The organism is Shinella curvata (genome assembly GCF_022899935.1).
GTDB lineage: Bacteria > Pseudomonadota > Alphaproteobacteria > Rhizobiales > Rhizobiaceae > Shinella > Shinella curvata.
In genome coordinates this window covers 80,988-96,126 of sequence record NZ_JALJCJ010000011.1, presented here as the reverse complement: position 1 = coordinate 96,126, position 15,139 = coordinate 80,988, and the positions used below count along the sequence as shown (strand labels likewise).

The window sequence follows — 15,139 nt, the reverse complement described above, 5'->3', positions numbered from 1 at the left end:
ATCAGGAAACCTTAGAGCGAGTTCGTCGGCCGCCAGAAGCGCCGCCGCTCTCGTTCGATGGCCGGGTTATAGGCCCAACAATTTTCAGCGTCAACAGGGTTGTGACACTTTTTTGAAAAAATCTTCGGAAAAATGCGTTTGCCTTTCATTTGTCGCACCGCACTACCCGGTTTTCCGGGATTCCGCAGTGCAAACCTCGCAGATCGACCCCAATTGCCCTCAGAATTTCACAATCGGCGCCTCTAGAGGAAGGACAAGAGTGCGCGATTTGACTCACAGGCATGCCTGCGTGCATCTTCCCGCGCGAAACCGACAAGACAGGGCGAATGCAATCGGCATGACCACCGACCGGAACATGATCCGATCCCTCGGCAATGAACCGCCGATCCTCGCCGACGGGCGCAAGGCGCCCGATCGTCGCGAGATTTCGTTGCGCTGGCTTTCGGGTACCTTCCTGACGGGCATCACCTCTTCCATCCTTATGGGTGTCGCATTGTTTGCCGCGCTCGATGGCCGCCAGCAGCTCGCCATCCCGGCCGAGGCCTATGCGGCGCTGGGCGTCGCCAACCAGACCAGCAAGACCGGCGAGACAGCCAAGCGCGGCGAACGCGTGCTGGAACCGGCCATCGTCACCAAGCCGGCAGACAAGAAGATCATGGAAATCTCCACCATGATCCATGACGGCCAGAAAGAAGTGGTTCGTCGACAGCCTTTCGCGCATGTGAAAATGGCGCTCGCCGCCAATCATGCGACGAGCGAGGATTATCCACGCTTCGATCCGCTCGCGATCTTCTCCACCAATGGCAAGGACGCTGCACCCGCCTCGCGCATGGGCACCATCTACGGTTCCGACGTCGAATCCGAAGTGGCACTGCAGACGGACGCGTTCCCCACCGGCGGTTCGGCCCTCGACTATGCCGACCAGATGTCGATCGAAGAGGTCGAGGAGAACGTGCGCACCAACGGTTCCGTCCTGACGGACGGCAGCACACAGGTCGCCTCGCTCTACTATGTCGATCCGCAGCGTTTCGCTTCGGAAGGTTCGGACCTCGACCTGCTGCAAGGCCTGACGGCCCGCGTGGTCGAGGAGAATATGAGCGTTTCGAGCTTCGACACGGCAACTCCCGACGACACGGAATATGCCGACGACGTCATCCCGGTGCGCCGTGCAGCCGCCATCGACGAGCTCATGACGGCGGCCGGCTATACAAAGGCGCAGGCCGAAGATCTCTCGGCCTATCTTGAAGGTCAGCTCGGCAGCAAGCAGCTCGCCGAGGGCGACGTGCTGCGTATCTGCATTTCGCAGCAGGGCAAGGAAGCGAGCATCGTCCGCGCCAGCGTCTATTCACGCGGCCGCCATGTCATGACTGCCGCTCTCGACGACAAGGGCCGTTTCGTCAGCGGCGCCGAGCCGCCCGTGCTCGATGCGGTCGCCACAGCCTTCGACGACGACGGCCGGCCGACCATCATCGCCGGCCGCGACCTGCCGCGCGTCTATGATGGAATCTACCGCGCCGCGCTCTCCTACGGCATGGGCCAGGAGATGACGGCGGAGGTCATTCGTGTGCTTGCGAGCAGCGTGGATTTCCAGGCGCAGCTTCGCCCGACGGACTCGCTGGAGGCCTTCTTCTCGGTCACCGACGAGGCCGGCACGGCGACGGAGGAATCCGAAATTCTCTTCCTCGATGCCAAGTTCGGCGACACGGAAACCCGGGTCTATCGATTCCAGAACGCGGAAGACGATAGCATCGACTACTACGACGAAGACGGAAAGAGCATTCGCCAGTTCCTGCTGCGCAACCCGGTCCCCAACGGCACCTTCCGCTCCGGCTTCGGCATGCGCCGTCATCCGATTCTCGGTTTCTCGCGCATGCATACAGGGGTTGACTGGGCCGCACCGCGCGGCACGCCGATCATCGCGGCGGGCAACGGCGTCGTCGAGAAGGCCGGCTGGGATTCCGGCGGCTACGGCAACCAGACGCTGATCCGCCACGCCAACGGCTATGTTTCGTCCTATAACCACCAAAGCGCCATCGCCAAGGGCATCAAGCCGGGCGTGAAGGTGCGCCAGGGCCAGGTGATCGGCTTCGTCGGCACGACCGGTCTTTCGACCGGACCGCACCTGCACTACGAATTGATCGTCAACGGCAACAAAGTGGATGCGCTGAAGATTCGCTTGCCCGGCGGCAAATCGCTGGAAGGCAAGGCGCTGGCCCAGTTCGAGACCGAACGCAAGCGCATCGACGACCTGCTCGGCCGCGGCGACGACCCGACGGAAGTCGCGGAGACCCACTAAGTAATTGATCGACAAAACCGCCGGGCATGCGGATCAGCCGGACCTTTGCCAGCCGAGCCTAAGGTCCGCCGGATCGGCATTTCCTGCGTTTTAAGGATTGTACGAACCGCCCCGCGAGCCGGCTTTACAATTGTTGCGCGAAGGTGGAAGTTCGCCGCAGATCGTCAAATCCAATCATGGCTTTTGAGGCGATCGTCATTTGTCGGGGGGCTTCCATGCAAGACAAATTGATTGCAGCATTTTCACAGGTCGGCGTGATGCAGCCGCTCGGCGAGCATTCGAAAGCATCATCCATGGGCGCATGCCATAATTTTACAATCGAATGGGTCAGCTTCATGCTCGAGGACAAGGGCCTTGTCTCCGATGCCGCGGCTGCCAAGCGTATGAACAAACTCTCTGCCCGTCGGGGCGCCGGCAATCCGGTGCTCCAGAAGGTGTTCAGCCAGCGTTGGGCAGAAGGCGGCCAATCCTACACGATGGCGGACGGCATGATGATCTCGCTCCGCGGCATGAAGGAAGTCGATCTCACCATACCCTATGAGCCCTTCGATCAGAAGAAGCTCCTTACTCAGATCAAGACACCGAAAGCTGCCGGTTTCGTCTATTCCTTCTGGTTCAAAGGTTCGGTGGTCGGTGCTTCCGGCGGTGCCCATACGATCGGGTTCTTCCGGCCTGTTGCCGGCAGCGGCGGATCATTGAAGCCCAGCGGCGATTATGTCAGCGCGTTCGATCCCAATTTCGGCGAATATTACGTGCCGGCGCTGGAATTCAACTACTGGCTGAACAAATTCAAGGATTCCTACGGCAAGTTCACGAATCAAATGCTGAAATTCGTGACCAAGTGATACCTTCCCCTGGACCGAACAGAAGCGCGGGCCATGGCCCGCGCTTCTTCTTGTCCTCGAGCTGACTTAAGCCGCCTTGTTCACCGCGGCATTGCGCGGCGAGAAGAGCAGCCGGTCGGAACCGGCAGTCACCTTGACGTTCGAACCATCCGGGATGTCGCCGGAGAGAATCTTCTCCGCCAGAGGATCCTGCAGGTGCTTCTGGATCGCCCGCTTCAGCGGACGCGCACCATAAACCGGATCGTACCCCTTCTCGGCCAGCCAGTGCACGGCTTCCTCGTCGAGATCGAGCACGATCTTGCGATCGGTCAGCAGCTTGCGCAGGCGTGCCAGCTGGATATCGACGATCGCGCCCATTTCCGACCGCTTCAGGCGGTGGAACAGGATGATTTCGTCGACACGGTTCAGGAATTCCGGGCGGAACGCCGTCTTGACGACATCCATCACCTGGTCGCGAACCGTGTCGCTGTCCTCGTTTTCGCCGAGCGCCGTCAGATATTCCGCACCGAGGTTCGACGTCATGATGATCATCGTGTTGCGGAAATCGACGGTGCGGCCCTGGCCATCGGTCAGGCGGCCGTCGTCGAGAACCTGCAAGAGCACGTTGAAGACATCCGGATGCGCCTTCTCGATCTCGTCGAACAGCACGACCTGATAGGGTCGGCGGCGGACGGATTCGGTAAGCGCACCGCCTTCCTCATAGCCGACATAGCCGGGAGGCGCGCCGATCAGCCGGGCCACGGAGTGCTTCTCCATATATTCCGACATGTCCATGCGCTGGATCGCCGTCTCGTCGTCAAACAGGAAGCGGGCGAGAGCCTTGGTCAGCTCCGTCTTGCCGACGCCGGTCGGGCCGAGGAAGATGAACGAGCCGATCGGCCGGTTCGGATCCTGCAGGCCGGCGCGGGCACGGCGAACGGCGCGCGACACCGCCTGAACGGCATCGCCCTGGCCGACGACCCACTTGGCAAGCTCGTCTTCCATGCGCAGCAGCTTGTCGCGCTCGCCTTCCAGCATCTTGTCCACGGGAATGCCCGTCCAGCGGGAGACCACGTGGGCGATGTTGTCGGGCGTCACGACCTCCTGCACCATCGGATCGACGTCTTCGGCATCGCGGCCTTCCGCATCTTCCAGCTCCTTTTCGAGCTTGGGAATGATGCCATAGGCAAGCTCGCCTGCGCGCTGGAATTCACCCTTGCGCTGGGCAATGGCGAGTTCGTTGCGCAACTCATCGAGCTGGCGCTTCAAGTCGGCGGCGCGGCCGAGCTTCGACTTCTCCGCCTGCCAGCGGGCCGTCAGCGCAGAGGCTTCCTCCTCGATCGCCGCCAGATCGACTTCGAGCTTTTCGAGCCTATCCTGCGAAGAACGGTCGGTTTCCTTCTTCAGGGCCTCGCGCTCAATCTTCAGCTGAATGATCCGGCGATCGAGTTCGTCGAGTTCTTCCGGCTTGGAATCGACCTGCATGCGCAGTCGCGAAGCGGCTTCGTCCATCAGGTCGATCGCCTTGTCCGGCAGGAAGCGATCCGTGATGTAGCGGTTGGAAAGGGTCGCGGCGGCAACCAGAGCCGAATCGGAGATCCGGACCTTGTGGTGCTGCTCGTACTTCTCCTTCAGGCCACGCAGGATCGAGATCGTGTCTTCGACGGTCGGCTCTTCCACCATGACGGGCTGGAACCGGCGGGCAAGGGCCGCGTCCTTCTCGACATGCTTGCGATACTCATCGAGCGTGGTCGCGCCGACGCAGTGCAGCTCGCCGCGGGCAAGCGCAGGCTTCAGGAGGTTGGAGGCATCCATTGCCCCATCCGCCTTGCCGGCCCCGACCAGCGTGTGCATCTCGTCGATGAACAGGATGATCTCGCCGTCTTCCGCCTGCACCTCGGCAAGAACGGATTTCAGGCGCTCTTCGAATTCACCGCGATATTTCGCACCGGCGATCAGCGCGCCCATGTCGAGCGCCATCAGCTTCTTGTCCTTCAGGCTTTCCGGCACGTCGCCATCGACGATGCGCAACGCAAGGCCTTCGGCGATCGCCGTCTTGCCGACGCCGGGCTCACCGATCAGAACCGGGTTGTTCTTGGTGCGGCGCGACAGAACTTGGATCGTGCGGCGGATTTCGTCGTCGCGCCCGATGACGGGATCGAGGCGGCCCTCGCGCGCATCGGCGGTCAGGTCACGAGCGAACTTCTTCAGCGAATCGAAACCCTGCTCGGCACTCGCCGTATCGGCGGTGCGGCCCTTGCGGATGTCGTTGATCACCTGGTTGAGCTTGACGGCAGTGACGCCGGCTTTTGCCAGGATATCGGCGGTCGCGGCAGATTTTTCGATGGCCAGTGCCAGCAGCAGACGTTCGACCGTGACGAAACTGTCACCCGCCTTCTTAGCGGCATCCTCGGCGGTCGAGAAAACCTTGGCGAGCGGCTGCGAGAGATAGACCTGCCCGTTGCCGCCGGAAACTTTCGGCAGCTTGGCAAGGGCGGCGTCATTGGCCATCCGCGCATCGCGTGCATTGCCGCCGGCCCGCTCGATGAGCGACGCGGCCATGCCCTGCTCGTCGTCGAGCAGCACTTTCAGCACATGTTCGGGCGTGAACTGCGGGTGGCCATCGGCCAGCGCTCTGGTCTGGGCGGATTGCAGAAATCCACGCACGCGTTCGGAGTATTTTTCAATATTCATATAGGCCTCCAGGACTCAACCGGCCCTTCAGGCACCGGTCGACGATTTGAAGATAGGCTCCCATCAAGGCGAGCCTTTCATGCTTGCGGCGCGCCAGCCTTGCGACCGGTCAACCGCCTGAAGCGAATATGGTGGAGGGCTTTTGCGAATTAAAGGATCGCCGCAAACCGCAGAACATATTTTTCAAAACGACCTGCCGAAACGCAAGAACCCGGCACGGGGCCGGGTTCCTGATGTTCTGAAATGCGCTTCGTTATTCCGAAGCAGGCTCAAGCGCCGGGGAATCGTCGCCGGACGATGCACCGTCCTCACCGGCGGCCTGACCTTCGCCGCGACGCGGGCGGCGCGGACGCGGCGTATTGCTGCGGCGGCGCGGTGCGCGGCCGGCGGGCGCCGCAGCTTCTTCCTCAAGCGCGACTTCAGCCGGCGTGCCGTCGATGACCGGCTGCGGGCCGGAACCATCGATGACGGGCTGCTCGACGACGGGCTTGGGCGCCGGTTTCGGAGCGGGCTTGGCGACAGGCGCCGCGGCAACGGGTGCCGGCTCTTCCGCGGGTACCGCATCGCCATCGTCCTGATCGCGATCGTAACCGTCGTTGTCCTCGTTGCGCTCGACATTGTCGACGCGCTCGTCACGCGGGTAGCGTTCCTGCATCTGCGCCTGCGCTGCCGCGATGATGCGGTTGTAGTGCTCGGCGTGCTGCAGATAGTTTTCCGCCATGACGCGGTCGCCGGCGCTCTGGGCATCGCGTGCAAGCGTGGAATACTTCTCGGCGATGTGCTGGGCCGTGCCCCTGATCTTCACGTCCGGACCCGAGCTGTCGTAGGTCCGCGTCAGGGGATTGCCACCCTTGCGGTGGTTGTTGTGGTTATTGCTGTTATTGTTGTTATTATTGTTGTTATTACGCCCGCGGCCGCGCTTGTTTTGCTGTCCTGGCCTCATATTTCACTCACCTAACGTATCGTGTCTGGATGATCATGTGTCTGCACGCTTGATCCGGCCATGCCAAATCAAGCATCCTTACCCGCGGGCAAACCACGCCGGTGGGTGGTCCTGTCGCCGTAAGACGTTAAATTAACAGGTACCCGCACAGGGCAGTCTTCAACCCTATCAACTCTTCGAGAGAGCAATCCTCGATCGGGGTCATGCAGGAACGAATCTCTGTGTCATGACCGCTTGCCCAGTGCGTGGCCGCAACCTAGCCCGCTTCCTTCACAATTCCAAGCCTTTTCTTCAGGCTCCCGGAATTTGCTGCGCACCTGCAGCAAAACTTCAGAAAACCGGCGATTTTACAAAGACAAGCACCCGGTCGTTGCCGCCAAGATCCATCACCGCTTCGACCCGCGCGAAACCTTTTTCGCGCATGATCGCGGTCACCGCATCCTTCTGGTCATAGCCGATTTCGTACGCCACCAGGCCGTTTTCCCTGAGATGATCGCCTGCACCGGCGGCGATGGCGCGATAGGCATCAAGCCCGTCTTCGCCGCCATCCAGTGCCAGGATCGGATCAAAGAGCCGGACTTCCGCGTCCAGCGTTCCGACCACGGAACGCACGATATAGGGCGGATTTGACACGATAATGTCGAAGGCCCCGGTCACGGCTGCAAACCAGTCGCTCTCGACCGCTTCGAAACGGTCGGCGACACCATTGATGTCGGCGTTGCGCGTCGCGGTTTCAAGGGCACCCGCCGACAGGTCCGCACCGACGCCCGTCGCACCGGGCACGAGATCGAGCAGCGCAAGACAGATCGCGCCGGTGCCCGTACCGAGATCGAGAATGCGACAGCCCCCCGTCTCGGCAACACATTTCTGCGCATAAGGCACGAGCGTATCGACGAGCACTTCCGTGTCCGGGCGCGGCTCCAGCGTTTCGGGCGAAAGCGCAAGGTCAAGCCGGGAAAAGGCACGATGGCCGAGGATGCGATGAACGGGTTCGCGCGCCACGCGTCGGGCAAGGGCCGCGGCGACGACCGCCTGTTCGGTGTCGCCGAGAACACGCGAACCATCCGTGAAGATCGCTGTCGAGGACAGCTTGAGGATGCCGGACACCAGGGCGCGCGCATCCTGCGCCGCATCCGCAATCCCACCATCCGCCAGCTGACGCCGCGCCGCAGCCAGAACCTCGGCGAGCGTCGCGTCGCTCATCGGCCCTGTTCACCGAGCTGGGCGAGCTGGCCCGCCTGATAGTCGGCCACCAGCGCATCGACGATCTCGTCGATCTCGCCGACCATCATGCGGTCGAGCTTGTAGAGCGTCAGGTTGATGCGGTGGTCTGTCACACGGCCCTGCGGAAAATTGTAGGTGCGGATGCGCTCGGACCGGTCACCCGAACCGACCTGGCTCTTGCGGTCGGCGGAACGCTCGCTGTCGGCGCGCTGGCGCTCGATGTCGTAGAGCCGCGAGCGCAGGACCTGCATGGCCTTGGCGCGGTTCTGGTGCTGGGACTTTTCCGAACTGGTGACGACAAGGCCCGTTGGCAGATGGGTGATGCGCACGGCCGAGTCGGTCGTGTTGACGTGCTGGCCGCCGGCACCGGAGGAGCGCATCGTATCGATGCGAATGTCTTCAGGGCGGATTTCGATATCGATTTCCTCGGCCTCCGGCAGCACGGCCACCGTCGCCGCCGAGGTATGGATGCGCCCGCTCGCCTCCGTCTCCGGCACGCGCTGCACGCGGTGCACGCCCGATTCGAATTTCAGCTTGGCGAAGACGCCACGACCCGTAATCGTCGCGATGATTTCCTTGAAGCCCCCCGCCTCGCCCTCGCTGGAGGAGAGAACCTCGACCTTCCAGTTGTGTGCGGCAGCGTAGCGTTCGTACATGCGGAAGAGATCGCCGGCAAAGAGGGCCGCTTCCGAACCGCCCGTGCCGGCGCGGATTTCGAGGATGGCGCTCTTCTCGTCGGCCGCATCCTTGGGGAGAAGCAGGATCTGCATCTCCTTTTCGAGGCCTTCGAGGCGCTCCTTCAGGTCCGGCAGTTCCATTTCGGCGAGGTCGCGCATCTCGCGATCGGTCGTCTTGTCGTTGAGCAGCGCATCAAGGTCGGCGATCTCGCCATCGACTTTCTGGTACTCGCGGATTTTCGCGACCACCGGCTGGAGCTCGGAGTATTCCGAGGCGAGGCGCACATAGGTCTCCGAATCCGGGCCCGCCGACATGCGCGCCTCGATCTCGCCGAAACGGCGTTCGAGTTCGCGCATCTTTTCAACGGGAAGCTTCGCCACCGTTCAAACTCCAATCATCTTTTTAAAGCGGAATGCCGTTTTCGGCCGCAAAGTCGGTGAGGATCTGCCGGATCGAGGCCGTCGGCTTCATATCGTCGAGCGCCGGCGTCAGCAGCGCTTCGAGCTTGCCGGCATCGAGCGACAGCAGCATCGACTTGACCGGACCGATGGCGGCCGGCGACATCGAGACGGAACGGAAGCCGATGCCCATCAGCGCCATGGCGGAAATCGGCTTGCTCGCCATCTCGCCGCACAGCGTCACCGATGTGTCGTTGCGTTCGCCGGCGCGCACGATATCACGCAGAATACGCAGGAACGGGCGGCCGAGCGTGTCGAAGCGATCTGAAACCCGCGCATTGCCGCGATCGACGGCCATCGCGAACTGGAAGAGATCGTTCGAACCGACCGAGACGAAATCCACCTCGGCCATCAGTTCGTCCATCTGCCAGAGCAGGGCCGGGACTTCGAGCATCGCGCCGAACTGCAGTTTCTTCGGCAACTGTTCGCCGATCTTCGACTGGCGCTGGATTTCCTTCTGAAGGAGATCACGGACCTCCTTCAGTTCCGAAACCTCGGTCACCATTGGCAGCATGAGCCGGAGATCGGCGCCCGCCGCCGCGCGCAGCATGGCGCGCAATTGCGTGCGAAGTAGACCGGGCCTGTCGAGCGACAGGCGGATGGCACGCCAGCCGAGCGCCGGATTTTCCTCCTCCGCCGCGCGAAAATAGGGCACGACCTTGTCGCCGCCGATATCCAGCGTGCGGAAGGTCACGGGACGACCGCCCGCCTGCTTCAGCACGTTGCGATAGAACGCCTCCTGTTCCTCCGCCTTCGGCATGGTCGAGGCGATCATGAACTGAAGCTCGGTGCGGAAAAGCCCGATGCCGGAGGCGCCGGATTCATTGAGATGTGGCAGGTCGACAAGGAGGCCCGCATTCATCTGGAGATTGATGTGGCGCCCGTCCCGGGTAACGGGTTCGACGGCGCGCAGCGCGCGGTATTGCTCCTGCCGACGGGCGCGAAAACGCACCTTTTCCTCATAGGACCGCTGGAGATCCCCAAGCGGGCGCAGATGCACCCGCGCATCCTCGCCATCGACGATGATGGCGTCGCCGTTTTCGGCGAGCGCCACGGCGCCCGCCGCCTGCCCGACGACCGGGATGCCCATCGCGCGGGCAACGATGACCACGTGGCTGGTGACCGCCCCCTCCTCGAGCACGAGGCCGCGCACATTCTGGCGCGGATAGTCAAGCAGTTCGGCAGCGCCCATGGCGCGTGCGACGACGATCGCATCGTTCGGAAAATTGCTCGCCGAGAGTTTTGCGCCGTAGCCGGTCAGCTGGCGCAGCAGGCGATTGGCCAGGTCGTCGAAATCATGCATGCGCTCGCGCAGATACGGATCCGTCAGGCGGATCATGCGTGCCTTGGTCTCACTCTGCACACGCTCGACCGCCGCTTCCGCCGTCAGGCCGTTGCGGATCGCTTCTTCGAGCTTCCTCACCCAGCCGCGGTCATGCGCGAACATGCGATAGGTCTCCAGGACCTCGCGATGCTCGCCCTCCATGGAGACGTCGCGACGCGACAGCATGTCGTCGATGGAGATGCGCAGCGATCCCAACGCCTCGGCGAGACGGCCGAGTTCATGTTCGGAATCTTCGTTGAGCAGGTTGGTGACGACGATGCGCGGCTCGTGCAGCACGACATAGCCGAGGCCGATGCCCTCGCCGAAACTCGCCCCCTCGATAGCGACGGGTCGCGACAGGTCCAGCTCCAGGCCGGGCTTGGTGAGCTTCTTCAGCTCGCCGGTCGCCACCATTTCCGCAATCACCATCGCCGTCGTTTCGAGCGCCTCTACCTCGTCCTCGCGGTAGGTGCGGCTCGCCCTGTTCTGCACGACAAGCACGCCAAGCGCCCTGCCGGTGCGCAAGATAGGAACGCCGAGGAAGGAGTGGTAGATCTCCTCGCCCGTTTCCGGCAGATAGGTGAAGGCAGGATGCGACTGGGCATCCGACAGGTTCAGCGGTCGGGCAGAGGCCGCGATCGTACCGACGAGACCCTGCCCCATCTTGAGCTGGGCCAGGTGAACGGCGCCGGGATTGAGACCTTCGGTCGCGTAAAGCTCGAGAACGCCATCGGAGCGCAGCACGTAGACGGAACACACTTCCGCGACCATGTTCTGCGCGATCTGGCGCACGATCTGGTCTAGGCGCTCCTGCGGCTCGAGCGGCTCCGCCATCAATTCGCGCAGCCGCTTGAGAAGAACGCGCGGACCCGCGGAGAGATCTCTCATCGCGTGGCGTCTCCCGAAAATGATGTTACCTCACCGGCGCTTGCCAGCGCTGGTGATCACAGGATCGGCGCCGACTCGGCTGGTAATTACTTCTTATCCAGACCGTAGACGGAATGCAAAGTCCGAACGGCGAGTTCCGCATAGGGACCGTCGATCAGGATGGAAATCTTGATTTCCGAAGTGGTGATCGCCTTGATGTTGATGCCCTTCTCGGCGAGCGCCCGGAAGGCCGAAGCGGCCACGCCGGCGTGGCTGCGCATGCCGATGCCGATGACCGACACCTTCACCAGGCCCGTCTCATGCTGGATCACGTCGAAACCGACCTGCTCCTTGGCACCTTCTAGAACCTTGAGCGCCTTCTCGACGTCGCCGAAGGGAACCGTGAAGGTCATGTCGGTCTTGGAGCCGTCCTCGGAAATGTTCTGGACGATCATGTCGACATTGATATGGGCTTCGGCCAGCGGGCCGAAGATCGCGGCCGAAACGCCCGGCCGGTCTGCGACGCGGCGGAGCGAGATCTGCGCTTCATCCTTGGCATAGGCGATGCCGGTTACGACTTCCTGTTCCACGATCTCATCCTCATCACAAATCAGCGTACCGGGCGGGTTCAGAAGATCGCCCATGCCCGGCGCATCGGGGTCCTCGAAAGACGAGCGCACGAAGGTGCGTACCTTGTGCACCATGGCAAGCTCAACGGAGCGCACCTGCAGGACCTTGGCGCCGAGGGAGGCCATTTCGAGCATTTCCTCGAAGGCGATCTTCTTCAGGCGGCGGGCCTTCGGCTCGATGCGCGGGTCGGTCGTGTAGACGCCATCGACGTCGGTATAGATATCGCAACGGTCCGCCTTGACAGCAGCGGCGATGGCGACGGCAGAGGTATCCGAACCGCCGCGGCCAAGCGTGGCGACGCGATTGTCAGGGCCCAGCCCCTGGAAGCCGGCGACGACCGCCACCTGGCCCTGGCCCATGCGGCGGATGATGTCCGAGCCCTCGATTTCGAGGATGCGGGCGGCGCCGTGGGCGTTGTCGGTGCGGATCGGGATCTGCCAGCCCTGCCAGGAGCGGGCATCGACGCCCATCGACTGGAGGGCGATCGCCAGAAGGCCGGCGGTGACGAGCTCGCCCGAGGCAACAATCGCGTCATACTCGCGCGCGTCATAGAACGGCGAGTTGGCGCCGGTCACCTTCGGCATGTTCTGCACCCAGGCGACCAATTCGTTCGTCTTGCCGGACATGGCCGAAACGACGACGGCGACCTCGTGGCCGGCATCGACCTCGCGTTTCACATGGCGGGCCACATTGTGGATACGGTCGAGGTCAGCGACGGACGTTCCGCCGAATTTCATCACGATGCGTGCCATGTGTGTTTACCGCTATTTTCGATGTACGCGCGAGCGCGCGGGAGAAACCGCGGGGGTTCTTAGCGGAAGACCCCGCACTGTGCAATGCGCAAACTGTACCAATCGGTACGGTTCGAACGAAAGGGTGGCGCCCGGCCGAACCTAGCGCTTGCGGCTGATGCGGTAGACGAAGGCGGGCGGAACGTTGCGCAGCGTGCCGCCAATGCGGACAGCTTTCAGATCGAGCCGGTCGAGAACAATCCGCGGCACCGGACATCTGGCCCCGTAGGTGAACTGGTAGAGCGCGGCATCCCCGTCGAGGCGCGCGAACGTGCCGGCAAGAATGGCGAAAACCTTCTCCGGCCGCATGGAAAGCAACGGCAGCCCGCTGATGGCCGCACCTGCCGGCTCGGCGCAGAAGCGTGCGATCTTGGCCGCATCCGTGCAGACGATCGCGGCTTTCGGGAAACGTTGCCGCAGCAGACCGGCAAACTCCGGCCCCTGCTCCACAAGGACAATGTTTTCCTCCGCGACCCCTCGCCGCAGCAGGGCACGGGTGAAGACGCCCGTACCCGGCCCAAGCTCGATCACCCTTCCCGTCTCCGGCCCGATCTCGCGCACAATGAGATCGGACAATGCCGTGCCAGACGGTGTGATGGACGCAACACGAAACGGATTGCGGATCCAGGCGCGGAAAAATTGGCAGGAATCCATCGTCGAGGCGGTCATATGGCGCGCTCCGCGAACACTGGAAACCGTGTATGCGTCAGGTCTTCGGAAAGTTTCCAGAGACGGGCCGCCAAGGCCGTGTCGGTCGCTGCCGGCAGCGGATGCACCAGCGAAGGCGAACCGCGCATTTCGCGAAAACCGTCGGGACCGATGAACTCGCCGCCACGAAGCTCCTTTGCCGTCGCGGCGTAGAGTTGGTTCAGCACGCCCTGCTCGGCATCCTGGGCCAGAAACCGGTTGCCGATGCGCATGAAGAGACGCAGCACACCCGACGTCGCATTGGTCTGGAGATTGGTGTCCGAGTAGCCGGGATGGGCCAGAACGCTGATTACCGGGAGATTCGCGGCCTTGAGGCGACGGTCGAGTTCCAGTGCGAAGAGCGCGTTGGCAAGCTTCGACTGGGCATAGAAGGCGAGACGGCCGTAGCTTTTTTCACCCGTGATATCCTCGAAATGCATCCTTCCGCGCCGATGCAGTTCGGAGCTGACGGTGACGATGCGTGCACCTGCATGCATGGAGAGCAAGGGCAGAACACGCAGTGTCAGCGCAAAATGGGCGAGGTGATTGACGCCGAACTGCGTCTCATGGCCCTGCCGCGTCAGCCCGCGCGGTGGCATCATCACGCCGGCATTGTTGATCAGGAGATCGATCGGCCGGCCTTCGTTCTTGAGCGCATCCGCGAAGGCGGCAACGTGGTCGAGGTCCGCCAGGTCGAGCCGGCGAAGCTCGACTGCCGCATCGGGAAGCTCGGCCTTGAGCCGAGCCAGCGCGCGCTGCCCCCTGCCCTCGTCGCGGGCGGTCATCAGAACCGCGGCCCCTTTTCGCGCGAGTTCCCGCGCCGTCAGAAAGCCGAGGCCGCTGTTGGCGCCGGTGACGAAGACAAAGCGCCCCGTCTGGTCTGGCATCCGGGCCAGTGTCCATGGCGCCCGCCTCGCCCCTTCGGTGGTTGCCACATTGACGGCAAGCATTATGATACCTCGCAGCAAATCTGAACAGTGTTTACATTTGCTAGCGTATAATCTTTACACTGTAAAGATGCCATTCTGGCGGGATTTGCGATGAACGAGAAAAAAACGGCCGAACGCGGCTACCACCACGGCGACCTGCGCGATGCACTGATCCGCGCCGCCGACGACCTCCTGGCCGAAAAGGGCCTCGAAGGGTTCACGCTGCGCGAAGCCGCGCGCCGCGCCGGCGTTTCCCCGGCCGCCCCCTCCCATCATTTCGGGGGCTCGCCCGGCCTGCTGACGGAGATCGCGGCCCTTGGCTACCGGGAGCTCGCCCGCAGGCTCATAGCCGCGGGCGAAATCGGCTCACCAGCCGACCGCCTCAAGGCGCAAGGCGTCGCCTATGTGCGCTTCGCCCTCGATTTCCCCGGCCGCTTCCACCTGATGTTCCGCCACGATCTTCTCCTGAGGGAACAGCTCTCGCTGGAAGAGGCGACCGGGCAGGCCTGGGATGCCCTGGAAAAAACCGTGCTCGCCATCCGCGGCCAGTCCGAACAGAGCGAACTCGACGCCGAGGGTGAGGCCATACTGATCGGTATCTGGTCGACCGCACATGGCTTTGCCCATCTGACGCTCGACAAGAAACTCGCCCGCATCGCCGACTGCGGCAGCGACGACGACATGCTGGACAGCCTTTTCCCCGCCATCATCGATGCGCTCTGGATCAAGAAGCTGGGCTGACATTAAAAAAGCCCGCGCACCTCTGGGCACGCGGGCAAAGGGGATCGAACATC

At 62.8% G+C, this 15,139-nt stretch carries 11 protein-coding genes; 3 read left to right on the top strand and 8 right to left on the bottom strand.

Going from position 1 to position 15,139, the window contains the following annotated elements:
• Window positions 1-337 precede the first annotated feature (337 nt).
• Together MUU55_RS28085 and MUU55_RS28080 are read left to right on the top strand one after the other, a co-directional pair.
• Window positions 338-2,296 carry a M23 family metallopeptidase gene (locus MUU55_RS28085; protein WP_244764075.1) on the top strand — a complete coding sequence of 653 codons (1,959 nt, stop codon included), beginning with the start codon at window positions 338-340 and terminating at the stop codon, window positions 2,294-2,296.
• Between the two features lie 143 nt (window positions 2,297-2,439).
• Window positions 2,440-3,141 (top strand): hypothetical protein, encoded by a 702-nt coding sequence (locus MUU55_RS28080; protein WP_244764074.1) that lies wholly within the window; start codon window positions 2,440-2,442, stop codon window positions 3,139-3,141.
• 66 nt (window positions 3,142-3,207) lie between these two features.
• Here the strand turns inward: MUU55_RS28080 and clpB are convergent, their stop codons facing one another.
• From clpB to MUU55_RS28040, 8 genes are all read right to left on the bottom strand, one after another.
• Window positions 3,208-5,814, bottom strand: a complete 2,607-nt coding sequence (clpB, locus tag MUU55_RS28075; protein WP_244764073.1) for an ATP-dependent chaperone ClpB — start codon at window positions 5,812-5,814, stop codon at window positions 3,208-3,210.
• Between the two features lie 253 nt (window positions 5,815-6,067).
• Complete coding sequence (locus tag MUU55_RS28070; protein ID WP_244764072.1) at window positions 6,068-6,757, bottom strand: DUF4167 domain-containing protein; 690 nt, start codon at window positions 6,755-6,757, stop codon at window positions 6,068-6,070.
• 330 nt (window positions 6,758-7,087) lie between these two features.
• Complete coding sequence (gene prmC / locus MUU55_RS28065; RefSeq protein ID WP_244764071.1) at window positions 7,088-7,960, bottom strand: peptide chain release factor N(5)-glutamine methyltransferase; 873 nt, start codon at window positions 7,958-7,960, stop codon at window positions 7,088-7,090.
• Window positions 7,957-9,039, bottom strand: coding sequence for a peptide chain release factor 1 (prfA, locus tag MUU55_RS28060; protein ID WP_244764070.1), 1,083 nt, complete (start codon window positions 9,037-9,039; stop codon window positions 7,957-7,959). Before prfA ends, prmC begins: the two co-directional genes overlap by 4 nt.
• A 22-nt stretch (window positions 9,040-9,061) precedes the next feature.
• Window positions 9,062-11,329 carry a phosphoenolpyruvate--protein phosphotransferase gene (ptsP, locus tag MUU55_RS28055; protein WP_244764069.1) on the bottom strand — a complete coding sequence of 756 codons (2,268 nt, stop codon included), beginning with the start codon at window positions 11,327-11,329 and terminating at the stop codon, window positions 9,062-9,064.
• Between the two features lie 86 nt (window positions 11,330-11,415).
• Window positions 11,416-12,690, bottom strand: coding sequence for an aspartate kinase (locus tag MUU55_RS28050; RefSeq protein WP_244764068.1), 1,275 nt, complete (start codon window positions 12,688-12,690; stop codon window positions 11,416-11,418).
• Between the two features lie 141 nt (window positions 12,691-12,831).
• A complete protein-coding gene (locus MUU55_RS28045; protein ID WP_244764067.1) occupies window positions 12,832-13,398 on the bottom strand; it encodes a class I SAM-dependent methyltransferase in 567 nt (188 codons plus the stop codon).
• Window positions 13,395-14,366 (bottom strand): oxidoreductase, encoded by a 972-nt coding sequence (locus MUU55_RS28040; protein ID WP_280519160.1) that lies wholly within the window; start codon window positions 14,364-14,366, stop codon window positions 13,395-13,397. Before MUU55_RS28040 ends, MUU55_RS28045 begins: the two co-directional genes overlap by 4 nt.
• Window positions 14,367-14,456: 90 nt before the next feature.
• On the opposite strand from MUU55_RS28040, the gene MUU55_RS28035 reads away from it, so the two are divergent.
• Window positions 14,457-15,086 carry a TetR/AcrR family transcriptional regulator gene (locus MUU55_RS28035; RefSeq protein WP_244764065.1) on the top strand — a complete coding sequence of 210 codons (630 nt, stop codon included), beginning with the start codon at window positions 14,457-14,459 and terminating at the stop codon, window positions 15,084-15,086.
• The last annotated feature ends 53 nt before the right edge of the window (window positions 15,087-15,139 follow it).